Origin of the sequence: Mycolicibacterium anyangense (assembly GCF_010731855.1) — a bacterium.
Classification (GTDB): Bacteria; Actinomycetota; Actinomycetes; order Mycobacteriales; family Mycobacteriaceae; genus Mycobacterium; species Mycobacterium anyangense.
Genome location: NZ_AP022620.1, coordinates 301,068 through 325,743, shown reverse-complemented (window position 1 = coordinate 325,743; position 24,676 = coordinate 301,068). Strand labels below are relative to the sequence as shown.

The 24,676-nt window shown below is 65.6% G+C and carries 25 protein-coding genes; 11 read left to right on the top strand and 14 right to left on the bottom strand.

Translation table 11 applies throughout. The annotated features are described in order from the left end of the window. Positions 1–85: 85 nt before the first annotated feature. A complete protein-coding gene (locus G6N35_RS01495; RefSeq protein ID WP_163802620.1) occupies positions 86–1,201 on the top strand; it encodes a DmpA family aminopeptidase in 1,116 nt (371 codons plus the stop codon). After that, positions 1,198–2,604 carry an APC family permease gene (locus tag G6N35_RS01490; RefSeq protein ID WP_163802618.1) on the top strand — a complete coding sequence of 469 codons (1,407 nt, stop codon included), beginning with the start codon at positions 1,198–1,200 and terminating at the stop codon, positions 2,602–2,604. The genes G6N35_RS01495 and G6N35_RS01490 overlap by 4 nt, the downstream gene beginning before the upstream one ends. Here the strand turns inward: G6N35_RS01490 and G6N35_RS01485 are convergent. Next, the gene (locus G6N35_RS01485; protein ID WP_163802616.1) at positions 2,601–2,933 is read right to left on the bottom strand and encodes a DUF3349 domain-containing protein; all 333 of its coding nucleotides are present in this window, start codon (positions 2,931–2,933) and stop codon (positions 2,601–2,603) included. The two genes, G6N35_RS01490 and G6N35_RS01485, sit on opposite strands and share 4 nt — an antisense overlap. Before the next feature lie 267 nt (positions 2,934–3,200). Between G6N35_RS01485 and G6N35_RS01480 the strand changes: the two genes are divergently transcribed. Together G6N35_RS01480 and G6N35_RS01475 are read left to right on the top strand one after the other, a co-directional pair. Next, on the top strand, positions 3,201–3,995 hold the full coding sequence (locus G6N35_RS01480; RefSeq protein WP_163807397.1) for an MlaE family ABC transporter permease: 795 nt from the start codon (positions 3,201–3,203) through the stop codon (positions 3,993–3,995). A gap of 77 nt (positions 3,996–4,072) precedes the next feature. Continuing rightward, on the top strand, positions 4,073–5,503 hold the full coding sequence (locus tag G6N35_RS01475; protein WP_163802614.1) for a carboxylesterase/lipase family protein: 1,431 nt from the start codon (positions 4,073–4,075) through the stop codon (positions 5,501–5,503). A 21-nt stretch (positions 5,504–5,524) separates the two neighbouring features. Here G6N35_RS01475 and nrdF read toward each other — a convergent pair whose 3' ends face one another. From nrdF to G6N35_RS01460, 3 genes are all read right to left on the bottom strand, one after another. Next, positions 5,525–6,499: a class 1b ribonucleoside-diphosphate reductase subunit beta gene (gene nrdF / locus G6N35_RS01470; RefSeq protein ID WP_163802612.1), complete on the bottom strand. Its 975-nt coding sequence runs from the start codon at positions 6,497–6,499 to the stop codon at positions 5,525–5,527. Between the two features lie 163 nt (positions 6,500–6,662). Next, entirely contained in the window at positions 6,663–8,213 is a 1,551-nt protein-coding gene (locus G6N35_RS01465) for a flavin-containing monooxygenase (protein ID WP_163802610.1), read from the bottom strand. A gap of 45 nt (positions 8,214–8,258) precedes the next feature. Then, positions 8,259–8,996, bottom strand: coding sequence for a TetR/AcrR family transcriptional regulator (locus G6N35_RS01460; RefSeq protein WP_246224164.1), 738 nt, complete (start codon positions 8,994–8,996; stop codon positions 8,259–8,261). Positions 8,997–9,149: 153 nt separating this feature from the next. Here G6N35_RS01460 and G6N35_RS01455 point away from each other — a divergent pair, with 153 nt between their 5' ends. After that, positions 9,150–10,328, top strand: coding sequence for a geranylgeranyl reductase family protein (locus G6N35_RS01455; protein WP_163802606.1), 1,179 nt, complete (start codon positions 9,150–9,152; stop codon positions 10,326–10,328). A gap of 9 nt (positions 10,329–10,337) precedes the next feature. Beyond that, the gene (locus G6N35_RS01450; RefSeq protein WP_163802604.1) at positions 10,338–10,835 is read left to right on the top strand and encodes a hypothetical protein; all 498 of its coding nucleotides are present in this window, start codon (positions 10,338–10,340) and stop codon (positions 10,833–10,835) included. Positions 10,836–10,841: 6 nt separating this feature from the next. On the opposite strand, the gene ygiD is transcribed toward G6N35_RS01450, so the two are convergent. Together ygiD and G6N35_RS01440 are read right to left on the bottom strand one after the other, a co-directional pair. After that, complete coding sequence (gene ygiD / locus G6N35_RS01445; protein ID WP_163807396.1) at positions 10,842–11,618, bottom strand: 4,5-DOPA-extradiol-dioxygenase; 777 nt, start codon at positions 11,616–11,618, stop codon at positions 10,842–10,844. Positions 11,619–11,680: 62 nt separating this feature from the next. Continuing rightward, positions 11,681–12,568 (bottom strand): phytanoyl-CoA dioxygenase family protein, encoded by an 888-nt coding sequence (locus G6N35_RS01440; RefSeq protein ID WP_163802602.1) that lies wholly within the window; start codon positions 12,566–12,568, stop codon positions 11,681–11,683. 171 nt (positions 12,569–12,739) lie between these two features. Between G6N35_RS01440 and G6N35_RS01435 the strand changes: the two genes are divergently transcribed. After that, positions 12,740–13,135, top strand: a complete 396-nt coding sequence (locus G6N35_RS01435) for a hypothetical protein (RefSeq protein WP_163802600.1) — start codon at positions 12,740–12,742, stop codon at positions 13,133–13,135. Positions 13,136–13,269: 134 nt separating this feature from the next. On the opposite strand, the gene nrdE is transcribed toward G6N35_RS01435, so the two are convergent. The 4 genes from nrdE to G6N35_RS01415 form a co-directional block, all read right to left on the bottom strand. Beyond that, on the bottom strand, positions 13,270–15,435 hold the full coding sequence (gene nrdE / locus G6N35_RS01430) for a class 1b ribonucleoside-diphosphate reductase subunit alpha (RefSeq protein ID WP_163802598.1): 2,166 nt from the start codon (positions 15,433–15,435) through the stop codon (positions 13,270–13,272). Continuing rightward, the gene (nrdI, locus tag G6N35_RS01425; protein ID WP_163802596.1) at positions 15,402–15,884 is read right to left on the bottom strand and encodes a class Ib ribonucleoside-diphosphate reductase assembly flavoprotein NrdI; all 483 of its coding nucleotides are present in this window, start codon (positions 15,882–15,884) and stop codon (positions 15,402–15,404) included. Before nrdI ends, nrdE begins: the two co-directional genes overlap by 34 nt. 27 nt (positions 15,885–15,911) lie before the next feature. Further along, the gene (locus tag G6N35_RS01420; RefSeq protein WP_163802594.1) at positions 15,912–16,151 is read right to left on the bottom strand and encodes a redoxin NrdH; all 240 of its coding nucleotides are present in this window, start codon (positions 16,149–16,151) and stop codon (positions 15,912–15,914) included. Between the two features lie 457 nt (positions 16,152–16,608). Continuing rightward, positions 16,609–17,151 carry an NAD(P)H-dependent oxidoreductase gene (locus G6N35_RS01415; RefSeq protein WP_163802592.1) on the bottom strand — a complete coding sequence of 181 codons (543 nt, stop codon included), beginning with the start codon at positions 17,149–17,151 and terminating at the stop codon, positions 16,609–16,611. Between the two features lie 88 nt (positions 17,152–17,239). Here G6N35_RS01415 and G6N35_RS01410 point away from each other — a divergent pair, with 88 nt between their 5' ends. Further along, the gene (locus G6N35_RS01410) at positions 17,240–17,842 is read left to right on the top strand and encodes a TetR/AcrR family transcriptional regulator (RefSeq protein WP_163802590.1); all 603 of its coding nucleotides are present in this window, start codon (positions 17,240–17,242) and stop codon (positions 17,840–17,842) included. Continuing rightward, entirely contained in the window at positions 17,839–18,885 is a 1,047-nt protein-coding gene (locus G6N35_RS01405) for a DNA polymerase IV (protein WP_163802588.1), read from the top strand. The genes G6N35_RS01410 and G6N35_RS01405 overlap by 4 nt, the downstream gene beginning before the upstream one ends. Positions 18,886–18,888: 3 nt before the next feature. On the opposite strand, the gene G6N35_RS01400 is transcribed toward G6N35_RS01405, so the two are convergent. Further along, positions 18,889–19,758 carry an SDR family oxidoreductase gene (locus G6N35_RS01400; protein ID WP_163802586.1) on the bottom strand — a complete coding sequence of 290 codons (870 nt, stop codon included), beginning with the start codon at positions 19,756–19,758 and terminating at the stop codon, positions 18,889–18,891. 4 nt (positions 19,759–19,762) lie between these two features. Continuing rightward, positions 19,763–20,401: a TetR/AcrR family transcriptional regulator gene (locus G6N35_RS01395; protein WP_163802584.1), complete on the bottom strand. Its 639-nt coding sequence runs from the start codon at positions 20,399–20,401 to the stop codon at positions 19,763–19,765. Between the two features lie 140 nt (positions 20,402–20,541). Between G6N35_RS01395 and G6N35_RS01390 the strand changes: the two genes are divergently transcribed. Further along, the gene (locus G6N35_RS01390) at positions 20,542–22,026 is read left to right on the top strand and encodes a cytochrome P450 (protein WP_163807395.1); all 1,485 of its coding nucleotides are present in this window, start codon (positions 20,542–20,544) and stop codon (positions 22,024–22,026) included. A gap of 31 nt (positions 22,027–22,057) precedes the next feature. Here the strand turns inward: G6N35_RS01390 and G6N35_RS01385 are convergent, their stop codons facing one another. Next, a complete protein-coding gene (locus G6N35_RS01385) occupies positions 22,058–22,570 on the bottom strand; it encodes a 2-isopropylmalate synthase (RefSeq protein ID WP_163802581.1) in 513 nt (170 codons plus the stop codon). Between the two features lie 294 nt (positions 22,571–22,864). On the opposite strand from G6N35_RS01385, the gene G6N35_RS01380 reads away from it, so the two are divergent. Continuing rightward, positions 22,865–23,530 (top strand): DUF305 domain-containing protein, encoded by a 666-nt coding sequence (locus tag G6N35_RS01380; protein WP_163802579.1) that lies wholly within the window; start codon positions 22,865–22,867, stop codon positions 23,528–23,530. Between the two features lie 11 nt (positions 23,531–23,541). Here G6N35_RS01380 and G6N35_RS01375 read toward each other — a convergent pair whose 3' ends face one another. Further along, a complete protein-coding gene (locus G6N35_RS01375; protein WP_163802578.1) occupies positions 23,542–24,657 on the bottom strand; it encodes a sensor histidine kinase in 1,116 nt (371 codons plus the stop codon). Between the last annotated feature and the right edge of the window lie 19 nt (positions 24,658–24,676).

Here is a 24,676-nt window from a genome sequence, read left to right as displayed (position 1 = left end):
GCCTTTCCTCTTGCGTGCTACGTCACACGAGCGCATAGTTCTTTTCCAATCTGGAAAAAAACTATCGGCAAAGCGAGTGTGACCAATGCGTGCCAGAGACCTCGGCGTCGTGATCGGGGACCATCCCACCGGTCCGCACAACGCCATCACCGACGTCATCGGTGTCCAGGTGGGCCATACCACCATCACCTCCGATGACCCCCACACCGTGCGCACCGGAGTGACCGTCGTCATCCCCCATGACCGCATCTGGACGGAGCCGGTGTTCGCCGGCGCGCACCGCCTCAACGGCAGCGGCGAACTGACGGGCCTGGAATGGATTCGCGAGTCCGGCGAACTCACCTCCGCGATCGGGCTCACCAACACCCACAGCGTCGGCGTGGTCCGCGACGAGCTGGTGGCGGCCCAGGTGCGCGCCCGCGGCGAAGGCGCCTACTGGTCACTACCGGTGGTCGGTGAGACCTACGACGGTCTGCTCAACGACATCAACGGTTTTCACGTGCGTCCCGAACATGTGCGGGCCGCGCTGGACAGCGCCTGCAGTGAGCCTCCCGCAGAAGGCAACGTCGGCGGCGGCACGGGCATGATCTGCCACGGCTTCAAAGGCGGCATCGGCACCGCCTCGCGGATCACCGACACCGCCGCGGGCCGATACACCGTCGGCGTCCTGGTACAGGCGAACCATGGCCGGCGGGAACGACTTCGGATCAACGGCGTCCCGGTCGGCGAGCGAATCGACGCCGAAGCCATCCCGCTGCCCGAACTCCCCGCGCGATATGAACCGGGGTCGGGCTCGATCATCGTCATCGTCGCCACCGACGCCCCACTGCTCCCCCACCAATGCCGCCGGGTTGCCCAGCGTTCGGCGCTGGCGGTGAGTCGACTCGGCGGCAGCGGCGAGCAGTACAGCGGTGATCTGATGCTGGCGTTCTCGACCGGCAACCGGGGTATCCCGCCGTACGCGTGGGACGAGGATCCGGCAACCTCGCGCCCCGAGGTCCCGCTGCGAATGGTGGCGCCGCAGTTGATGACTCGATTGTTCGACCTGACCATCGAGGCGACCGAGGAGGCGATCGTCAATGCGATGGTCGCCGCCACCACGATGACCGGTCTCAACGGCTTCACCGCCCACGCACTGGACCATGACCTGCTTGGTCGCGCGATGTCCCCCACTACCCCAACATTTCAGGAGGTCTCATGACCACATCCACCACCACAGAGGGGCGCCGCCTGAGCGGGCGTCTCGGTCCGATCGGCATTGTGTTCATGGTTGTCGCGGCGGCCGCCCCACTGACCGTCATCGGCGGCAACATGCCCCTGGCGATGGGACTGGGCAACGGCGCCGGTGCACCCATGGGATTCGTGATCGCCGCACTGGTGCTCCTGGTCTTCAGCGTCGGATTCGTCACGATGACTCCGTACGTGCCCGAGGCTGGTGCGTTCTTCTCTTATGTGACAGTCGGTCTCGGTGAACGGATGGGCAAGGGCATCGCAGTCGTGGCGCTGATCGCCTACACCGCGATCCAGATCGGCATCTATGGCTATATCGGCTGGGCCATCAACGACACCGTCACGCACTTCCACGGACCGGTAATCCCATGGCCGGTGTACTCCTTCATCGTGCTGGCCATCGTCGCGGTGCTGGGCTACCGGCACATCGAGCTGAGCGCAAAAGTGCTCGGTGTGGCCCTGGCCCTCGAGATCGGCATCGTGGTCATTCTGGACCTGGTGATGGTGTCGCACCCCAGCCCGGCAGGCATCACCTTGAGCTCATTCGATCCCGCCGTGTTCACCGACGGGACGCTGGGCATCGCCGTCCTGTTCGCCCTCACCGGATTCATCGGATTCGAGGCCACCGCGGTGTTCCGTGACGAGGCGCGCGATCCCGAGCGCACCATCCCGATCGCCACCTACGCCGCGGTCATCATCATCGGCGCGTTCTACACGATCACGGTGTGGGCGTTCGTGGTGGCCCTGGGACCCGATCAGGTGGCGGGGGTCGCTCAGAAAACCCTTGCCGGAGAAGGCAATATGCTGCTGGATACCACCGGCGACATGCTCGGGACGATCGGCCGCGACATCGTCAACGTGCTTCTGCTGACCAGTCTGTTCGCCTGCGTGCTGTCATTCCACAACGTGATCGCACGCTACCAGTTCGTGCTCGCCGGAAAGGGTCTGCTGCCGGCCCGACTGGCCGGGGTCCACGACAACCACGAGTCGCCGGCCTTCTCCTCGGTGGTGCAGACCGTCACCGCCGCCGTCATCGTCGGGGTCCTCGCGGTGCTGGGCATCGATCCGCTGGTCGGTGTGTTCGGCTCGATGGCCGGTGTCGCCACGGTGGGCATGGTGGTGTTGATGCTCACCACGTCGATCGCGGTGCTCGCGTTCTTCCTGCGCGGCCGCGCAACGGGATCGTTCTGGGCCACGCGCCTGGCACCGGCACTGGCGGTGCTCGGGCTGCTGGAGAGCCTGTGGCTGGTGCTGTCGAACTTCACCTTGGTCACCGGCGGCAGCGCTACGTTGAGCGCAATCCTGGCCGCGATCCCGTTCGTCGGATTGGTCGCCGGCGCACTGGCGTGGCGGTCCTCCCGACCGTTGGCCTAGCTCTCGGTATCGCCCAGCTCGACACCGGCCAGCGGCCATCCGGCGGCCGCCAGTTTGGCAGCGACCCGCTGGATGTTCTCCGGGCCGGCGTCGTGGTGGGCCACATCCTGGATGAACGTCGCGATCTCGTCATGGTCGATCTCGTGGCCGGCTGGCGCGGAGGCTTCGGCCGCGGCGATCTCGCGCACCACTTCCTTGACCTGCTCCTCGCTTAGCGGGCTGTTACGGAGCAAGGCCAGCAGCGGGACGCGGTCCGGCCCGGGCACACCGCTGGGGTAGCCGGCACGCAGCCAGTTGAGAACCTTCTGGACGAGCGAGGGCGAAGTCACGCTGACAGTGTCGTCGCCGGGGCGTTGGGGCGCCAGCGTCAACCGCACAGTTCGGTGGCGATTCACCGAGCGTTCACCGCGTGTGGGCACCCCGGTCCTCAACGGGAGAAGCACTTCGGCGGCATCACCTGGGGCCGAACGGCCCTAGAGAGTGTTTCCGCACGCGAGGACCTTGAGCTAGGTGGGACGACGACGATCCGCCACGGGCAGGCACCCGTGACCTACCGCGCCGTCTTCCCAGGAGTCGTGCGCGCACTGGAGCGTCCGATGATGGTGTTGAGCCGCATCGGCGACCAGGCGCTGTTCTACGGCAAGGCCATCGGCGGCATCCCTTATGCGGTGCGCTGGTACCGCACCGAGATCATCCGCCTCATCGCCGAGATCAGCATGGGCGCCGGTGTTCTGGCGATGATCGGCGGCACCCTGGTGGTGGTCGGGTTCCTCACCGTGGCCACCGGCGGCACGCTGGCCGTGCAGGGTTATAGCTCGCTGGGCAACATCGGCATCGAAGCGCTCACCGGCTTCCTCGCGGCGTTCATCAACGTACGGATCTCCGCACCGGTGGTCGCCGGGATCGGCCTGGCGGCGACCTTCGGAGCCGGAGTCACCGCCCAACTGGGTGCGATGCGGGTCAGCGAGGAGATCGACGCCCTCGAGGCAATGGCGATCCGGCCGATCGCCTTTCTGGTCAGCACCAGGATCGCCGCCGGGATGACGGCCATCGCACCGCTGTACTCGGTCGCGGTCATCCTGTCGTTTCTGGCCAGCCGCTACACCACAGTCGCGTTGCTCGGCCAGTCGGCGGGCCTCTACGACCACTACTTCTCGACGTTCCTCAACCCGATCGATCTGCTGTGGTCGTTCACCCAGGCCATCCTGATGGCATTGGCAATCCTGTTGATCCACACCTACTTTGGCTTCTTCGCCTCGGGGGGACCCTCAGGCGTCGGAGTCGCCACCGGCGACGCGGTACGCACCTCGCTCGTCGTGGTGGTGTCGGTGACGCTGCTGGTGTCGTTGGCGATCTACGGCCGCGGCGGCGGCTTCAATCTCGCTGGATGAGTCTCTCGGATCGCCAATTGCCGCTGCGCGGGCCAGACTTTGCATACTTGCCAGCCCTGCCCCGGTGGGAGGATCCCGTGAGCCCCAGCAAGCCTGTTGTCGAGTCAGCCGCCGGGACGTTCGTCGGCGTGCAGCACGGACTGATCGCACAGTTCTTGGGCATCCCGTTCGCTCAGCCCCCGATCGGTGAGCTGCGTTTCGCCCTACCCCAGGCGGTGGCGCCGCTGCGCGGGGAATTCGACGCCACGCGATTCGGACCGACACCGCCCGCGTCGATGGAGCTTCCCGAGCCCTTCACCTATCCCTCGATCGAGGGTGACGACTGGTTGACCCTCAACATATGGACGCCGGCGCCGGTGGCTCACGACGCACAACTACCGGTGTACGTATGGTTCTACGGCGGATCCTTCGCGATGGGCAACACCGCGGAAGACATCTTCGACGGCTCGACGTTCGCCCGGGACGGCATCGTCTATGTGTCCGCCAACTACCGGGTCGGCATCGAAGGCTTCACGCACTTTCCCGATGCCCCCGACAACCGCGGGCTCCACGATCAGATTCTGGCGTTGCAGTGGGTGCACGACAATATCGCCAGCTTTGGCGGTGACCCGAATCAGGTGACCATCGGTGGTGAGTCGGCCGGATCGATGAGCGTATCCACCTTGGCGACGACGCGATTCGCGGGAAAGCTGTTCCAGCGGGTGATCTGTGAATCCGGAATCGGCATCGCTCTCGAGCGCGCAGATGCGGCCAAGGCAACCGACTTCGTCGCTGCCGCGTTGCACAAGCTGCCCACCGCGAAATCGGTCGGCACCCTCGAGGCGCGCGAGGCAGGCCGCCGAGTCGCCGACAAGCTGCGAAAGCTGAGTCCGCACAACATCTTGACGGTCTTCGCGCCGGTGATCGACGGAGATCTCCTGCAGGAGTCGCCGGTGGCGTCGCTGTCCGAGCGTCAAGCACCCGTCACGATGATCATCGGCCACAACAAGAGGGAAGCCGACTTCTGGCGGGTGTTCGGCGAGTTTGCGCCTCCCGACGGGGTGCTCGACGCACTGGCACTGGCCCTCACGCCATTTCGGGCCACCCGAGAACTGACCCAGGCCTATGTGGACGCCTATGGCGATACGCTGTCCAAACAGGAGATCTTCGTCGAATTCCTCTCCGACGCAGCGTTTTGCGCACCGAGCCTGGCGGCACAGCGCGGACAGGCCACTACGTGCTATGCGTACCTGTTCACCTGGCCGTCGAGCATCCACACCCGGACCGCGATGCACACCCTCGACCTCGGGTTCGCATTCGACAACATCCACGCTCCCGGTTTCGTCGCCTACGCTGGTCCCGACGCGCCGCAATCCCTCGCCGACGAGATTCACGGCAGCTGGGTCCGGTTCATCAAAACCGGTGTGCCAGATGATGATTGGCAGCCCTACAGGTCGGAGGCAGACCTCAAGATCTTCGGGCCCGCGGGTCAGCGCAATATCGACGTGCTGTCAGCCTGGAAGTATTGACAGCCGCCGCGGACTGAAACCTTAGAAGTCCCAGTCCTCGTCCTCGGTGACCACGGCCTTGCCGATCACGTAGCTCGACCCCGAACCGGAGAAGAAGTCGTGGTTCTCATCGGCATTGGGTGAGAGCGCCGACAGGATGGCCGGGTTCACCTCGGTCTCGTCCTTGGGGAACAGCGCCTCGAAGCCCATGTTCATCAGCGCCTTGTTGGCGTTGTAGCGCAGGTACTTCTTGACGTCCTCGGTGAGCCCGACCGCGTCGTAGAGATCCTGGGTGTACTCGATCTCGTTCTCGTACAACGCGAACAGCAGCTCGTAGGCGTAGTCCTTGAGGTCCTGCTTACGCTCGTCGCTCTGGGTCGCGTAGCCCTTCTGGAACTTATAGCCGATGTAGTAGGCGTGCACCGCCTCGTCGCGGATGATCAAACGGATCAGGTCGGCGGTGTTGGTGAGCTTGGCCCGGCTCGACCAGTACATCGGCAGGTAGAAGCCGGAGTAGAACAGGAAGGCCTCCAGGAACACCGAGGCGATCTTGCGCTTGAGCGGGTCGTCGCCGCGGTAGTAGTCCAGGATGATCTGCGCCTTACGCTGCAGATTGACATTCTCCTCCGACCAGCGGAAGGCCTCGTCGATCTCGGCCGTCGAGCACAGGGTGGAGAAGATCGAGCTGTAGCTCTTGGCGTGCACCGACTCCATGAACGTGATGTTGGTCAGCACCGCTTCTTCGTGGGGCGTCAGCGCATCGGGAATCATGCTGACCGAGCCGACCGTGCTCTGGATGGTGTCGAGCAGCGTCAGGCCGGTGAACACCCGCATCGTCAGCTGCTTCTCGGCGTCGGTGAGGGTGTTCCACGACGGCATGTCGTTGGACAGCGGCACCTTCTCGGGCAACCAGAAGTTGCCGGTCAGCCGGTCCCAGACCTCGGCGTCCTTCTCGTCAATGACACGGTTCCAGTTGATCGCCGTCGCCCGGTCGATCAGCTTCGCACCATCGCTCACCGAAACCCCACTTCACCACGATGTTTTGTCCGTTTCCGGCTGACGCCCAAAACACTACCCCTGGGGTCGGACAACACGTGGCAGCACAACAAGTTGTGTTTCGCCGATCTCGAACGCACAGGTCGGCAGCCCGCCGCGACGACACTCGGCGTGTCGGGGTGGCTCAGTTCGCCGCGGCCCGCCGCCGTAGCCCGAACCGCCGCCGTCGGCCCACCCCGGAGAACCGGTATTCCGATCGTTTGAGCGAACGCGTCGCCAGCCAGTACTGCCACGTCATCCCGCTCCACAGCGTGCGGTTCTTGCCGTGCTCGTCGAGGTACCAGCTGCTACAACCGCCGGTGTTCCACACCGAGCGCTCCAGCGCTTGGTGCAGTTCGTCGTTGAACGCATCTTGGGCCGCGCGCGTCGGCGCCAGCGCCTGAGCGCCGGCCTTGTCGACAGCGGCGATCGCCTGCCCGACATAGCCGATCTGCGACTCGATCATGAACACCACCGAGTTGTGCCCCAGCCCGGTGTTCGGTCCCAACAGGAAGAACAGGTTCGGCATGTCGGCCACCGCGATGCCGCGGTGTGCCTGCACGCCCTCGGTGTTCCACCGATCCACCAGATCCTCGCCGCCGGGCCCCTTGACGTCGACGTAGGTGTAGGAGTCGGTGACGTGGAAGCCGGTGGCGAACACGATGACGTCGACCGCTCGCTCGACGCCGTCGGCGGTGACGATCCCGTCCGCGGTGATGCGGGCGATCCGGTCGGTCACCAGCTCGGACCTGGGCCGGTCAATAGCCCGGAAGTACTTGTCGGAGAACAACACCCGCTTACAGCCGACCCGGTAGTTCGGAGTGAGCCTGCGGCGCAGCTCCGGATCACGGACCTGGTGGCGGATGTTCCACTTGCCGGCCAGCTCGCCGAGGGTGAGTAGTTCGGGCCGCTTGGTCATCGCAAAACCGAGCGCCTCCTGGAACCAGTAGATGCCGGTCCGCAGCGCCGCGCGGGTTCCGGGCACCGTGGCGAAGGCCGCACGCAGCCGGGCCGGGATCGCGTCGTTGCTGCGCGGCAGTACCCACGCCGGAGTGCGCTGGTAGAGCTGCAGCTGGCCGACCTGGTCGACGATCTGCGGCACGATCTGGATGGCGCTGGCGCCGGTCCCGACGACGGCAACGCGCTTGCCGGTCAGGTCGACGCTGTGGTCCCACTGCGCGGAGTGAAAGGCCGCACCACCGAACTCGTCGAGACCGTCGATGTCGGGAATCGACGGGATGTGCAGGGCGCCGGCACCGGAAATGAGGAACTGTGCGACATATTCCTGACCGTCCTTCGTGAAGACGTGCCAGCGGTACTCGGCCTCATCCCAATGCGCCCGGTCGACGTGGGCGCCGAAACGGATGTAGCGGCGCAGTCCGTACTTGTCTGTGACGCCTTCCAGATAGGCCAGGATCTCGGGCTGGAAGGACCACATGTGGCTCCAGTCCGCCTTCGGCTCGAAGGAGAACGAATAGAGATGTGCCGGGATGTCACACGCGCACCCCGGGTAGGTGTTGTCGCGCCAGGTGCCGCCGATCCCGTCGGCCTTCTCCAGGATCAGGAAGTCGACGCCCCGGCGCTGCAGTTCGATACCCATCCCCAACCCGGAGAACCCGGTACCGATGACGAGCGCGCGAGTGTGCACCGGCGCGGCGGTGGACGCGGCGGAATCCTGCGGGGCGACGACGGTCATCCCACCAAAGTACCCAATACCGCCGGTATCGGCTAAGGGTGTGGGTCAGCTGACGGCCGCGCGGCGCGGTACCGCGTCGCGGATGGGCCTGTTCTGGTCGAGTTCGATCCCCAACAGCTCGGCGGTGCCGTTGATGGTGCCCAGCATGATCGTGGTCAGATGATTGACGAAATCCTCCGACGGCATACGGCGAGGACTCGACGGCTCCGGGCCCAGCCACCAATCGGTAGCCGCCGACGCCGAACCGAAGGTCGCCGCGGCGGCCAACTGCAGCGCCGCCGGGTCGAGCTCCATTTCCCGTAGCTCGTGGTTGAACATCTCGGCGATGCCCATGGTGATCTCGCGCCCCTCGTTCAGCGCCCGCACCGTCGACTCGGACTGCTCGGGGAAACGGCCCTGCAGCATGAACCGCAGCACGTTGGGATGCTGGTCGACCAGGTTCACGTACTCCGCGACACTGCGATGCGCCACCTCACGGACCGGATCGGTGGCGAAGTTGACGTTCGGGAAGATCGCGGCCCACAGCATGTCGCGCAGCCGGGCGCCGATCGCGGCGAACAGATCGGACTTGTCTTTGAAATGCCGGTAGATCTTCGGCTTCGCGGTGCCGGCTTCCTCGGCGATCTCACGCAGGCTGACCTCGGGGCCGCGCTTGTCGATGGCCCGGAAGGAGGCGTCGACGATCTCGGCACGCACCTTCTTGCGGTGCTCACGCCAGCGTTCGCTGCGCGCGTCGACCTTGCCCGAATCGCCCCCCGGCCGCGATCGTGTCACTCTGCGCACGTCATGCACTGTACCCGCAGGTATCGGCTGACCAGGACAGACTGTTTGCGAGGTCACCATTTCGTCCGCATTGGGCGGGCTTTCCCCGCGCGAGCAGTTCACCGGTCTCGGCTAGCATCGGACGAGTCGGGCCAAATAGTGAGACGGGGAGTTGTGACCGAGCGATTCGACCTGGTGATTGCCGGCGGCGGTCCGTCGGGATCTGCCGCTGCGTGGCAGGCCGCGCAGACCGGCGCCAAAGTGGTGGTCTTGGACAAGGCCGAGTTTCCCCGAGACAAACCCTGCGGCGACGGCCTGACCGCCCGCGCCGTCAGCTACCTGCAGAAGATGGGCCTGGCCCACGAGGTGTCGCAGTTCCACCGCATCAGCGGCGTGACGGTGTATTCGCCGTCGGAATGGGATCTGTCGTTCCCCAAGCGCCCCGGTATGCCCGATCACGGGCACACCGCCAGCCGCACTGAACTGGACACGCTGCTGCTCAAGCACGCCGAGTCCGCGGGCGCCGTCGTCCGCCAGGGCGCCGAGGTCGCCGGGCCGGAATTCGACGAGCGGGGCCGCGTCGTCGGTGTCGTCCTCAAGAGCGGAGAGAAAGTCCTCGGCGACGCGGTTATCGCGGCCGACGGCGCCTACTCCCCCATCAAGCGCGCGCTGAAGATCGACTCGGACTACAACGGCTACTCCGCGATCGCGATCCGCTCGGAGATGCATGCCAACCGGCCGGATTCCGACCGCTTCGAGATCTACCTCAAGCTGCTGTTCCAGGGGGACCAGCTGCCCGGCTACGGCTGGATCTTCCCGATGGGTGGCGGCCGGTTCAACATCGGCCTCGGCTACGTCAACAGCTACAAGAACTGGCAGTCGATCAACGCCACCCACTTCTTCGGCGACTTCCTGGCCAGCCTGCCGCGCGAGTGGGAGCTGCCCTCGGTCGAGGAGTTGAAGAAGAACAAGACCGTGCGGGCCTGGCGATTGCCGATGGGCTTCACCGCGTGGCCGCCGTGGCGTCCGGGAGTGCTGTTCACCGGCGACTCGCTGGGCGCGGGCAAACCGGTGTCCGGCGCGGGCATCTCCAAGGCTCTGGAGTCCGGCTTGGCCGCCGGCGAGTGCGCGATCGCTGCGCTGGAGAACGGCGGACCCGACGACTTCACCAACTACCAGCTGCGGATGGAAGCCGCCTGGGGCCGGGAGTACAAGCGCGGCCGCTTCTTCAACAAGCTGGCCGGCTACCCCCAGGTCGCCGGGACGGGCCTGAAGCTGCTCGACAACCACACCTTTCGCGATTTCCTGTTGAAGTCGCTGTACAAGAAGCAGCAGAGCCCGTCGCACACCTAAACCGCACACATGCTCGGTGACCGCGGCGAGACGCTGACCCCGGGACTCACCGACGCCGAGTTCACGGGCATCGAAGCCGAGTTCGGTTTCGAGTTCGCCGACGACCATCGGGCGTTTCTGTCAGCTGGCCTGCCGCTCGGGGACTCCTGGCCCGATTGGCGGAATGCGCCGCGGCGGACTCTGCAGCAGCGGCTGCAGTTGCCGGCCGAGGGAATCCTGTTCGCCGTCGAGTGGCGCGATTTCTGGTTCGAGGGATGGGGTGTGCGGCCGGCGCGGATGAAAGACGCGTTGCGCAGCGCGCGCTATCAGCTCGAGCGGGTGCCGCAACTGGTGCCGGTACACGGGAACTGCTATCTGCCTTCCGGTCATGGCAGCTCCGGCAATCCCGTGCTCTCAGTCTATCAATCCGAGGTAAAGTGCTGCGCCGCAGATCTTTTGGCCTATATCGAGGGCGAGGGCGGACAAGCTGAGAAGGTTGTGCCGTTCTGGTCCGAGCTGCTGGGCTGACTGCCGTCAGCTCAGGGCGTACGACGTCATCGACAGTGAGCCCCACTCGCAGCCGTCAGTGAGCACCGTGGCGGTGTCGTCCTGCGCGGCGGCGAGGCCGGCGAAGTACAGCAGCGGGATGAAGTGATCCGGGGTGGGTGCGGCAGCCCGGTAGTCGGCGTCGCCCTGCAGGCGGGCCGCCTGCGCGGGGTCATCGAGGATCTGAGCGCGAGCGACGTCGTCGAACCGCTGAGCCCAGTCGAAACCCAACTCCCCCATCGACGGTTGCATCGCACCGAGATTGTGCACCACGTTTCCGCTACCGACGATCAGGACGCCGCGTGCGCGCAGCGGCGCCAACTTGGCACCGAGTTCGAGGTGGTAGTCCAATGACTTGTAGGCATTGATCGACAGCTGCACCACCGGCACCGAGTGATCCGGGAAGGCGTGCGCCAGCACCGACCAGGTGCCGTGGTCGATACCCCAGCTGTCGACGTCGGCGCCCACCCAGGTGGGCTGGACCACGTCGGCGATCTCGTCGGCGAGCTCCGGCAGACCCGGTGCGGGGTATTGCATCTCGAAGAGCTCTGGCGGGAAGCCGTAGAAGTCGTGAATGGTGCGGGGACGGGCCATCGCGGTGACGGCGGTGGCGTTGATGTACCAGTGCGCGCTGATCGCCAGGATGGCTCGCGGTGCGCCGTGCGACCCAAGTACCGACTGCCCGAACGCGTGCCACGCCTGGGTGTAGCGGTTGGTCTCCAGGGCGTTCATCGGGCTGCCGTGGCCGATGAACGCAGCGGGCATCACGGCGGTCATCCGTTCAGTTAACCGCTGTCGGCCACCAGTGGCCAGTTACGTCACGCAGATCACTGGCTGTGCGTGATCTGGTCTGCGTAAGCCGCGCTGGCATTGCCGGTGAGCTTGGCCGCGTCGAAGCCGTAGCCGACGGCGTCACCGCGGATGGCGCGCAGCGGGTCCTCGAAGTCGCGGAAGTACCCCATAGCCCACGCGCCCTCCTGATAGCCGATCAGCTTCAGCAGGTCGTCGTCGAGTGTGCGAGCGACTTCCGTTGGCACCGAGAGGAATTGGTTCTCCTCCTGACGCACCCATCCGACGCAGTAGTTGACGTTGATCGCGCGGCGCACCGTGTGACTGCGGTTTGCGGCGCCGCTGTGGACGATCTTGCCGGTGTAGAGCAGCACCGAGCCGCGCGACATCTCGGCCTGCAGGCATTCGTCGTCGGCGTAGTCGGTGGGCTTCTGGTCGCCAATCTGGCTGCCCGGCACCACCCGGGTGGCCCCCATCTCGGCGGTGTAGTCCGTCATCGCCCACAGCGTGTTGCACTGCACGTGGTAGTCGTCGGGAAAGGGATAGAAGTCGAAGGCGTTTTGGTCGCGATGCAATGCCTGGTCCGACTCACCGGGTTCGATCGAGATCACCTGGGTCAGCATCAGCTGGAACGTACTGGCGTGCCCCAGGAAGTCCTGGCATACACCGAGGATGGTGGGGTTCTGGATCAGCGTGCGACATGCCGGTGAGCGGGCGACAAGCGCACCGGTACGCCGGGTCTTGGTACCGATCATCGCGTTGTAGCCCGTCGGGCTGGAATCCAGATAGGGGCATAGTTCATCAGTGATGCTGTCCATCAACGACTCTGGGACCAGGTTGTCGATGATGACGTAACCGTCGCGGCGCAGATGGTCGGCGAGGTCGGCCGCCGATGTGGTGGCCGGAACATGCGTCAACTCGGTCATGTCAGCCAGTATCTCGACAACGTGTGTTGACCAGGTAAAACAGCGTCACGCACCCGTTACGCCGATAGGCTGACGGCTATGCCCATGGGCTTTGTGTGCAGGAACCGGATCGCGGTAGCCACCGTAGGCTACGTGACCTACTCGGCGGTGATGCTTCGACTGGATCGTCAGATGCAGGCGACCGGCGGTCCAGGAATCATCCCGTTCGAACTGGCCGGCACCGCCGCCAAAGCCGAGGCCATCATGGCTCAGTGGGGCGAAACTGGGCAACGCGCAGCGCGTCAGTCCATGTGGCTCGACTTCGGATACATGACCAGTTACGGAATTCTGTTGGGCCTGCTGATCGACCGTCGCCGTCGACGTCGCGGTCACCCAGCATGGCTACCAGCCCTGGCCGCCGTTGCGGTGGCAGGCGATGCGGTCGAGGGAGTTGCGCTGATCCGTGTCCTCGACCGGCGAGACATCGCGTTGAACGCGCGCCGTGCCCACGTCGCAGCCTCGATCAAGTTCGCGATTCTCGCCGGGGCGCTCGGTTATCTACTCTGTGGCAAGCAAGCGGAACGTTGAACCAGAACTGAGAGCGAACAATTCGCGGAATTCTCGATCTCAGTTCTGTGTCAACGCACCACGCGCCCGTCCCACACGAATGAGGCCAGGGATGGCGTATCCCTGGCCTTATTCGTCGACTTACTTAGGTCAGCTTACAGCATGCAGCTGACGCAACCCTCCACTTCAGTCCCCTCCAGCGCCATCTGGCGAAGCCGGATGTAGTAGAGCGTCTTGATTCCCTTGCGCCAGGCGTAGATCTGCGCCTTGTTGACCTCGCGGGTGTCGGCGGTGTCCTTGAAGAACAAGGTCAGCGAAAGCCCCTGGTCCACATGCTGAGTGGCCGCGGCATACGTGTCGATGATCTTCTCGTAGCCGATCTCGTACGCGTCCTGGTAGTACTCCAGGTTGTCGTTAGTCATGTAGGGCGCCGGGTAGTAGACGCGGCCGATCTTGCCTTCCTTGCGGATCTCGACCTTGGACGCCACCGGGTGGATCGAGCTGGTGGAGTGGTTGATGTAGGAGATCGAGCCCGTCGGCGGAACCGCCTGCAGGTTCTGGTTGTAGATGCCGTGCTTCTGCACCGACTCCTTCAGCCGCAGCCAGTCGTCCTGATTGGGGATACGGATCCCGGCGTCGGCGAACAGTTGGCGCACCTTCTCGGTGGCCGGCTCCCACACCTGCTCGGTGTACTTGTCGAAGAACTCACCACTGGCGTACTTCGACTTCTCGAAGCCCTTGAACGCTGAGCCGCGCTCGATGGCGATCTTGTTCGACGCCCGCAGCGCGTGATACAGCACCGTGTAGAAGTAGATGTTGGTGAAGTCGATACCTTCTTCGGATCCGTAGAAGATCCGTTCCCGCGCAAGGTATCCGTGCAGGTTCATCTGCCCGAGCCCGATGGCATGAGAGTCGTTGTTGCCCTGTTCGATCGACGGCACCGACCAGATGTGTGTCTGGTCGCTCACCGCGGTCAGGCCGCGAATGGCCACCTCGATGGTCTGCGCGAAGTCCGGCGAATCCATGGCCTTGGCGATGTTCAGTGAGCCCAGGTTGCAGGAGATGTCCTTGCCCACCTTGGCATACGACAGGTCCTCGTTGAACAACGAGGGCGTCGACACCTGCAGGATCTCCGAGCACAGGTTGCTGTGGGTGATCTTGCCCTCGATCGGGTTGGCCCGGTTCACCGTGTCCTCGAACATGATGTAGGGGTAGCCCGATTCGAACTGCAGCTCGGCCAGCGTCTGGAAGAACTCGCGGGCCTTGATCTTGGTCTTGCGGATCCGGGCGTCGTCGACCATCTCGTGGTACTTCTCGGTGACCGAGATGTCGGCGAACGGAACGCCATACACGCGCTCGACGTCATACGGCGAGAACAGGTACATGTCCTCGTTCTTCTTCGCCAGCTCGAACGTGATGTCGGGAATCACCACACCCAGCGAGAGCGTCTTGATGCGGATCTTCTCATCGGCGTTCTCCCGCTTGGTGTCCAGGAAGCGGTAGATGTCGGGGTGATGCGCGTGCAGGTAGACCGCACCGGCACCCTGGCGGGCACCGAGCTGGTTGGCGTAGGAGAACGAGTCTTCCAGCAGCTTCATGATCGGGATGACGCCCGAGCTCTGGTTCTCGATGTTCTTGATCGGGGCGCCGTGCTCACGAATGTTGGTGAGCAGCAACGCCACTCCGCCGCCGCGCTTGGACAGCTGCAGCGCGGAGTTGATCGAACGACCGATGGACTCCATGTTGTCCTCGATGCGCAGCAGGAAGCAACTCACCGGTTCGCCGCGCTGCTTCTTGCCCGAGTTGAGGAAGGTCGGGGTGGCCGGCTGGAATCGGCCGTCGATGATCTCGTCGACCAGCTTCTCGGCCAGGGTCGTGTCACCGGCGGCCAGCGTCAGCGCCACCATCACCACACGGTCTTCGAAGCGCTCGAGGTAGCGCTTCCCGTCGAAGGTCTTCAGCGTGTAGGAGGTGTAGTACTTGAACGCGCCCAGGAAGGTGGGGAACCGGAACTTCTTGGCGTAGGCGCGATCGAGCAGCGTCTTGACGAAATTGCGGGAGTACTGGTCGAGCACCTCGCGCTCGTAGTAATCCTTCTGGATCAGGTAGTCGAGCTTCTCGTCCTGATTGTGGAAGAAGACGGTGTTCTGGTTGACGTGCTGCAAGAAGTACTCGCGAGCCGCCAGAACGTCCTTGTCGAACTGAATCTTGCCGTCTTTGTCGTACAGATTCAGCATCGCGTTGAGCGCGTGGTAGTCAGTCTCCCCCGGCAACGCGTGCGTCGGGGCTACAGGCTCAGCAGCTGTGACCGTTGGTGGCACGTGTCCTCGTCCTTCCAGAATTCAGCCAGTTCCGCACGGACGGCTTCCACGTCCTCTGCGGTTCCCATCATTTCGAAGCGGTGTAGCACCGGCACCTTGCACTTGTGTGCGACCAACGTGGCCGCAAAGCAATACTCGGCACCGAATTGGGTGTTGCCGGCCCCGATCACGCCGCGGATCAGGGACCGATTGTGCGGGTTGTTCAGGAACGCGATGACCTGCTTGGGCACGTACCCCTTGGCGTCGAGGGTCGGGCTGTCGCCACGGCCCTTGCCGTAGGTCGGCAGCAGCAGGACGTACGGGCGCTCAACTTCGATGCGCTCGTGCAGTGGAATCCGGATGGCAGGCAGACCCAGCTTGACCGCGAAGCGATGGGTGTTCTCCGAAACGCTGGAGAAGTACACCAGTCGCGCCGGGCCCTGGTGGAGCGGGCCGCCATCCGGACTCATCACGTTCCCCCAGTAAGGCCCAGGTGGTCAGGCGCTCACCGCGACGCCGGCGAGCGCCTTGATCCGGTCCGGACGGAAGCCCGACCAGTGATCGCTGCCGGCGATGACGACCGGGGCCTGCAGGTAGCCCAGGGCCATCACGTAGTCGCGGGCCTCGGCATCCTCGCTGATGTCGACGACCTCGTAGGCCAGACCTTCTTTGTCGAGGGCCTTGTAGGTCATGTTGCACTGCACGCACGCGGGCTTGGTGTACACGGTGATGGTCATCTTCGGTATGGCTCCTCAGCGAAACGTGGAGATTGACTCAAGTCGGTCACGGGACTGGCTGTGCGCAGGCACTCACGGATATTCAGCACGCCTGCGGACCCCTGGATTCCCGGCTGATGGAGTGGTGCGGATCGGCACTTGCGTCCCGTTTCCAGCACTCCGGCGAACCTGTGAATCTTGTGGCCTTTCGGCTTCCCAGACACTACACCTAGTGGCCGACAACCAGAAGAGCTACAACATGTTCTGAATAACAATTTTGAAATTCCCAGGTCGTAAGCCCTCCGCCACCCTCCCATGCGGCGTGTCGCAGGTCACAACACGCCGATCCGGCAACCCGCACCCCTGGTCTATCACCGGGCACCGACAGATCTGGACGGCCCCGGCAGCCGGGCCCGCACAAACAGCAAAGCCGCCGGCGAGTCGCTGCGACTCACCGGCGGCTTCGGCAGGATCAGGGTCAGCCCACCTCGGCGGCGAGCTTGCCGACGGCGTCACGCACGGCGGCGGCCACCTCGGCGACCTCGCGCGGGTGCTTGCCGTCGAAGGTCGGCGTCGGCAGTGACAGGCTGATCGACTCGACCACGCGGGGGCCGGCAATGCCGAACGACTTGCGGGTCTCGTCATGTGCCCACACGCCGCCGTACTGGCCGAGCGCGGCGCCGATAACCGCCAGCGGCTTGTCCTTCAGCGCGCCGTCGCCGTACGGGCGCGACAGCCAGTCGATGGCGTTCTTCAGCACGCCGGGGATGCTGCCGTTGTATTCGGGAGTGACCACCAGGGTGGCGTCGGCCTCAGCAGCCGCCGCGCGCAGGTCGGCCACCGCGGCCGGAGCGTCCTCGGTATCGAGGTCCTCGTTGTAGAAGGGCACGTCACCGAGCCCCTCGTAGATGGTCAGTGCCACGCCTTCGGGGGCCGACTCGACCGCAACTTCGGCCAGTTGACGATTGACCGATGCCGCCCGCAAGCTGCCAACCAGTACCAGAACCTTGATATCCGCCATGTCTGTTCCTTCCGTAGGTGTTCGGATCTTCGCACGAGTTAACCGGACCGCGGTCCGATTAATTCCACTCTGAGCTAAAGTGGCGGATGTGACAGCGGTCAACGGCGTGGGTGGGTTGCCCATCTCCCCGCCCCAAGAGCGGGGCGATGCCGCGCGCAACCGCCTGCTGCTGCTCGAAGCGGCCCGTACCCTCATCGCCGAACACGGCACCGAGGCGGTCTCGATGGACGACATCGCCTCGGCCGCGGGGGTCGGCAAGGGGACGCTGTTCCGCCGATTCGGCAGTCGCGCGGGCCTGATGATGGTGCTGCTCGACGAGGACGAACGCGCAATGCAGCAGGCCTACCTGTTCGGGCCGCCGCCGCTGGGTCCCGATGCCCCGCCGCTACAACGGCTACTGGCCTTCGGTCGCGAGCGGCTCACGTTCGTTCGGGCTCACCGCGAACTGCTCTCCGAAACCAACCGTGACCCCGATGCTCGCTACAGCGCGCCGTTCGCCGTCATGCGCACCCATATCCGGGTTCTTCTCGAGTCGGCCGGCAGCACCGGCGACCTCGATGCCCAGGCCGACGCCCTGCTGGCGCTGCTGGACCCCGACTACGTCACCCGGGAGCTCGGCCATTCGGGTCGGACGCTGGACAACCTCGCTGACGCCTGGGACAGCGTCGCGACCAAGCTGTGCGGGAAGTGACCGGACCCGAACCTCGCGACTGGGTCCTGCATGTGGACCTCGACCAGTTCCTGGCCTCGGTTGAACTGCGCCGCCACCCTGAACTCGTGGGACTGCCCGTCATCGTCGGCGGCAGCGGTGATCCCACCGAGGCGCGCAAGGTGGTGACCTGCGCCTCCTACGAGGCCCGGGCCTTCGGCGTGCACGCCGGCATGCCGTTGCGCGCTGCAGCGCGACGCTGCCCGGACGCGACCTTCCTACCGTCGGATCCTCCCGCATATGACGAGGCCTCCGATCAGGTGATGGGGGTGCTGCGCGATCTGGGCCACCCCGTCGAGGTGTGGGGCTGGGACGAGGCGTACGTCGGCGCCCGTGTCGCCGATCCGGCGGCGCTGGCCGAGCAGATCCGCACCGAGATCGCCGCAGCGACCGGGCTGGTGTGTTCGGTGGGCATCAGCGACAACAAACAGCGCGCCAAGGTGGCCACCGGGTTCGGTAAGCCCGACGGCATCTATCTCCTCACCGACGCGAACTGGATGGACGTCATGGGCGAACGCCCGGTCGACGCACTCTGGAGCGTCGGGCCCAAGACCGCCAAAAAGCTTGCCGCACTGGAGATCACCACGGTCCGGCAGCTGGCGAACACCGACGCCGAACTGCTCACCACGACCTTCGGTCCGCGCACCGGGCTCTGGCTACTCCTGCTGGCCAAGGGCGGCGGAGACGCGACGGTCAGCGCGCAGCCTTGGGTTCCCCGCTCGCGCAGCCACGTGATCACCTTCCCGCAGGATCTCACCGACCGTTCCGAGATGGACCGCGCCGTCGTGGACCTGGCCGACCGGGCACTGACCGAGGTGGTAGCCGCGGGCCGCGTCGTCGCGAGGGTGGCGGTCACGGTGCGCACCCACACCTTCTACACCCGGACCAAGATCCGCAAACTCGACGAACCCGGCACCGACCGGGACGTCATCACCGCACTGGCATTGCGGGTGCTCGACCTGTTCGAGCTCGACCGGCCGGTACGGCTTTTGGGTGTGCGCCTGGAATTGGCTGCGCTGCAGTGAGATTCAGGCTGGCGGCAGCGGCCGGGCACCGCGCGGCCGCAGCGCGCGGGTGAACAGGACGTTCACCCGCGTCATCGCCGCGCTGTAAGGCCGCCAGGCCAACCGCTTGAACGCGTAGAGGGCGCGGATGTCCGGTGAGGTGTAGATCAGGAATCGATTCTTGGCCACCCCCACCAGGATGCAGGCGGCCACCTTGTCGGCGGTGACCGCGTGACCGCTGAACAGCTTGACCCAGCGCTGCACCGTGGGATGTTCCCGGTCCACCCCGGCGATGTGCACCGTCTGGACCAGCGGTGTGTCGACCGCGCCCGGCACTACCAGCGACACCCCGATGTCGTGGCGGGCCAGGTCGAAGCGCAACACCTCGGACAGACCGCGCAGCCCGAACTTGCTGGCGCTGTAGGCGGCATGCCAGGGCAGCGCCACCAGACCGGCCGCCGAGGAGACGTTGACCAGATGACCGCCCCGCCCCGCGGCCACCATCGGCGGCAGGAACGTCTCGATCACGTGGATCGGTCCCATCAGGTTGACGTCGATCATCGACCGCCAGTGCTGATGCGTCAGCTGTTCGACGGTCCCCCATGCGGAGATGCCGGCGACGTTCATCACCACATCCATCGCGCCGTGGCGGGTGTGGATATCGGCGGCGAAGTGGGCGACGGAGTCGTAATCGGAGATATCCAGGGCGCGGTATTCGCCCACCGTGGCACCGAGCGCACGCACGTCAGCGACCGCCGCCGCCAGCCCGTCGGCATTGATGTCGGTCAGATACAACTCGGCGCCCTTGCGGGCCAGCCGCAGCGCGGTCGCACGGCCGATGCCGCTGGCCGCGCCGGTGACGAGCACCTTCTTGCCTGCGAAATCGCCGGTCATCGGCTCAACCGCCGACCTGTCCGCCCCATAGGGAACGCAGCCACAGCTTCTCCAGGATCCGCACGGCGGCATCCATATCGTGGTCCGGCCCCAGGAACGCGGACTCGCCAGACAGGGTTGACCCGGTGGTGGCCACCAGTGTTCGGACCAGGCGCGGGAGATCGTCGGAGATGGGATCGGCGGTGCCATTGCGGATCTCGGCTTCGACGATCGGCACGATCTGGGCGACGACGGCCTCGTTGTAGTTGTCGAGGATCTCCCGGATCTCGGCGTCGGTGTGGCGGGCGGCATTGCACGCCTTCATCAACGGGTCGTTGTGGGCGTACACCGCCGCCGCGCTGCGGACCATGCGCTCGGCGAAGGCGGTCGGCGTCTCCTCCGGACCGCGCGGGGCGTACGAGTGGGTGAGGTCGTCGAGTTCCTGGCCGGCTTCCCCGACGAGGTGAGCCAGCACCGCGTACTTCGAGTCGAAGTAGAAGTAGAAGCCCGAGCGAGCCACCCCGGCTCGGTCGCTGATCATGCTCACCGACAGCTCGGAGAACGGCTTCTCCTCCAGGAGCTCACGAACGGCCTGGACGATCGCATGCCGCTGCTTGTCGCCGCGGCGACGGGGCGCCTCGACGGGGTGCTGCTGCGTGGTCACCCGTTCACCTTGCACCACGCCGCGCCCGAAGTGAAACTTGACACACGTCAAGTCACGCGGTGAGGATGGTGCTACCCCAGGTACCGACCACACCGGGCGGTCCGCATGATCTCTTCCGACCGTCCTTTCCCTCAGGAGCGTTGATGGCCACGATCAGTACCCCCCATTACCTGCTGGACCAGGCGAAGCGCCGCCTCACCCCGACGCTGAACACCATTCCCGGCATGGGAACGGTGGAGAAGCGCCTGCGGGAGCGGGATTGGCCGCAGTTCGTGCTGGCCGAGCCGCCGGCGGGCAGCGACCTCAAGGCTGTGATGGGCGATTCCGGCCTACCGCTGCTGGGCCACATGATCGAAACCTTCCGCGGTGGCCCCGACTACCTGCTGCAGGTGTACCGCAAGTACGGGCCGATCCACTACGCCTACTCCCCCGCCCTGCCCGCAGTGACCGCGTTGGGGCCGGACGCCACCCAGGCGGTCTTCTCCAACAAGAACAAGGACTTCTCCCAGAAGGGCTGGCACCCGGTCATCGGCCCGTTCTTCAACCGCGGCCTGATGATGCTCGACTTCGACGAGCACATGTTCCACCGGCGCATCATGCAGGAGGCGTTCACCCGCACCCGGCTGTCCGGCTACGTCGAGCACATCGACCGGGTGGCCTCGGCCGTCATCGCCAGCGAGTGGGCCACCAGCGATCCGCGTTTCCTGTTCCACCCGGCCGTCAAGGAACTGACCCTCGACATCGCCTCGGTGGTGTTCATGGGCCACGAGCCCGGCTCGGATCACGAGCTGGTGACCAAGGTGAACCAGGCCTTCACGATGACGACTCGCGCCGGCGGCGCGATCATCCGCACGGCCGTTCCGCCGTTCAAGTGGTGGCGCGGACTGCAGGCCCGCAAGGTGCTCGAGGACTACTTCGTCGAGCGGCTCAAGGAACGCCGCAACGCCGAGGGCACCGACATGCTGACGGTGTTGTGTCACACCGCCGATGACGACGGCAACAAGTTCACCGACGCCGACATCGTCAACCACATGATCTTCCTGATGATGGCGGCGCACGACACCTCGACCTCGACGCTGACCACCATGGCCAACCAGCTCGCCGCGAATCCAGAATGGCAGGAGCGTTGCCGCGAGGAGTCCGACCGGCTCGGCGACGGACCGCTGGACATCGAGGCGCTCGAGAAGCTGGAAACACTCGACCTGGTGATCAACGAGTCGCTGCGGATGGTCACCCCGCTGCCGTTCAACGTTCGCCAAGCGGTGCGCGACACCGAACTGCTGGGCTACTTCATCCCGGCCGGCACCAACGTCAACGTCTGGCCCGGCCTCAACCACCGGCTGCCCGAGCTGTGGACCGATCCTGAGAAGTTCGACCCGGACCGCTTCGCCGAGCCGCGCTCGGAGCACAAGCGGCACCGCTACGCCTTCGCCCCGTTCGGCGGCGGTGCGCACAAGTGCATCGGGATGGTGTTCGGTCAGCTGGAGATCAAAACCGTCATGCACCGACTGCTGCGCCGCTACCGGCTGGAGCTGCCGCACCCCGGTTACCAGCCGCACTACGACTACGCGGGTATGCCGGTGCCGATGGACGGCATGCCGATCGTGTTGCGCCCGCTGCGCTGACGGGTCACCGAGATCGACGAATTGGCTTGATCTACTCGGCTTTTCGCGCCCAATCGGCGGTTTCGGCGGTCGAGAGCAGCCGGTTGGCGCAGGCGATGACGGCGCGCAACGCCGACTGGGTGGCGTCCTCGGCCCAGCCCATCGCCCACTGGTGAGCTCGGCCGTCGCCGCCGCGGACGAAGGTCGCCACCGCGCTACCGGAGCGCAACTGGTGGAAGGACGTCATCTCCACGCCGATACCCCGCTCGTGGAGCATCGCAGTCAGGGCAGCCAGCGGGCCGCTGGCCTGCACGGTGGCGGTGTCGATGCGGTCGCCGACTGCCAGGGTGGCCCGGAAGGTGCACGCCTGCGGGCCCAGCCGGGTCGAGGATCGGCCGGTCTGCTCGGATTCCCAGGCGCCAAGCCGCAACGGACCGCCACTGGGGCTGTATCGCGCGGTGAACGCGTCCCAGGACAGTGCTTCGGCGTCCTCACGCACGCCACGGGGCAACGGGGCGCAGAACTGCGGTGAACGTTCGGCGGCGATGGTGGTGATGGGGTTCATGCTGCGGTCTTCTCGTCGAAGGTGGAGATGACCGACGTCGTCGTAGCTTTCCGACCCACAGCGGGGGGTCGGTCCGGATCAGACCCCGCTGTGGGTTGCTACTACGAGACGCATGCTGTGCACGATCGCCGATGGTAGACCTCGCCGCCGAGGCGCCGCAAGTGAGTTCACCGCCGCCGCGACCTTTATCGGATCTTCATCGAACGTCTAGCGAAAGCCGGGATGACGGTGGCAACCCTCGAGACAAGAGGCACGGCACCTCGTCGTGCGCACCGAGTGAGAGGAAGCATCACGATGAACACCCGTTCCGTGACGGTGGCAGGCGTGGCCATGGCGGCACTGATCACGTTGACCGCATGTGGTGGCGCCGGCAAGACCACCGCGACCGGCAGCGCCCCCGCTTCTGCCAGCGCGGCGGCGAGTTCGACGGCGCCGAACACGGCGGCGCACAACAACTCCGACGTGATGTTCACCCAGCAGATGATCCCGCACCACCAGCAGGCGATCGAGATGAGCGACGACATTCTGGGCAAGCAGGGCATCGATCCACGGGTGGTCACACTGGCCAATCAGATCAAGGCAGCACAGGGGCCGGAGATCCAGCAGATGCAGGGATGGTTGGCGCAGTGGGGCGTGTCCTCGATGCCGATGACGCCCGGGGGCGGAATGGATGACATGCCGGGGATGCCGGGAATGCCCGGCCACGACATGGGCGACATGGGTGCGGGCATGGGGATGATGTCCCAGGCGGATATGGCTGCCTTGCGCGAAGCGCAGGGCACCGCGGCGAGCCGGCTGTTCCTGACTCAGATGATCCAGCACCATCAGGGCGCAATCATCATGGCGCAGAAGGAGATCGGTGCCGGCGAGTACCCGGCCACCGTAGCGCTGGCCAAGTCGATCGCGCAGAGTCAGCAGAAGGAGATCGACCAGATGAACACGATCCTCAGCTCGCTCTAGGACGCGGCCGACTACGAGCTCGCGACGGGAGTGGGGGCCCCCGGCAGTTCGATGGTGAACACGGTGCCGGTTCCCGCTCCGCTGCTGCGGACGGTGATCAGTCCGTCGTGGGCCTCAACGAGTGCTTTCGCGATGGCCAGCCCGATGCCACTTCCACCCTGGGTACGGCCGCGGGCCGGGTCCACCCGGTAGAAACGTTCGAACAGGTGCGGCAGGTGCTCGGCCGCTATCCCTTCCCCGGTGTCGGCGACGGTGATCACGGTCATGCCGTCGGCGGCGCGCACCGTGACGTCGATGCGTCCGCCGGCGGGGGTGTGCCGTAGCGCGTTGTCGAGCAGGTTGCCGACCACCTGACCGAGACGGTCAGCGTCGATCCACAGCCATCGGGCATCGGCGGCGACGCTCGAGTGCAGGCTGATACCGCTGGCGGTGGCACGATCGGCCACCGCCAGCAGCGCCCGGCCCACAAAGGTTTCGGCGTCGACCCGGCCGCGCGAGATCGTCCTGACCTCCTCGGCTTGCGCCAGCGCATTGACGTCCTCGGACAGTCTGACCAGCCGCCCAGCCTGATCGCGCATCACCGACATCGACTCGGCGTCAAGAGGTTTGACGCCGTCTTCAATTGCCTCGAGGTAGGCCTGCAGAACCGACACCGGAGTTCGGATCTCGTGCGCGAGGTCGCCGAGCAGCTGTTTGCGGGTGCTCTCGACAGCTTCCAGCCGTGCCGCCATCGCATTGAAGGCGGCTGCCAGCGAGTCGAAGTCGGCGCCCAGCCGCGGCGGCGACACCGCGACGTCGTAGTGCCCGTCGGCGATGCGGCTGGCCGCCGCCGCAACCTCGGAGAGGGATCGCTGCAGGCGGCGGCTGACGTACCAGGTGACCACCAGCGCGGTCAGCGCCGCGGCGGCGACGGCGACGGCGACCGAAATCGCCGTCGCGTAGGTGTAGGCCTGCTCGGCGTGGAACTGCTCGTGGGAGTCGGTCGGGATGCCGGCGCGCCGAAGGTGTTCGCGGAACAGCGGCGGGCCGACGACGATCGCCACCACCGCGGTCGTCGCGGCGAATGCGACGAGAACCAGTGCCTGGGCCAGCAACAGCCGCCCGGCCAGCCCCCGTGAGCGGCTCATCGACCTGCCCTCTGGGCTC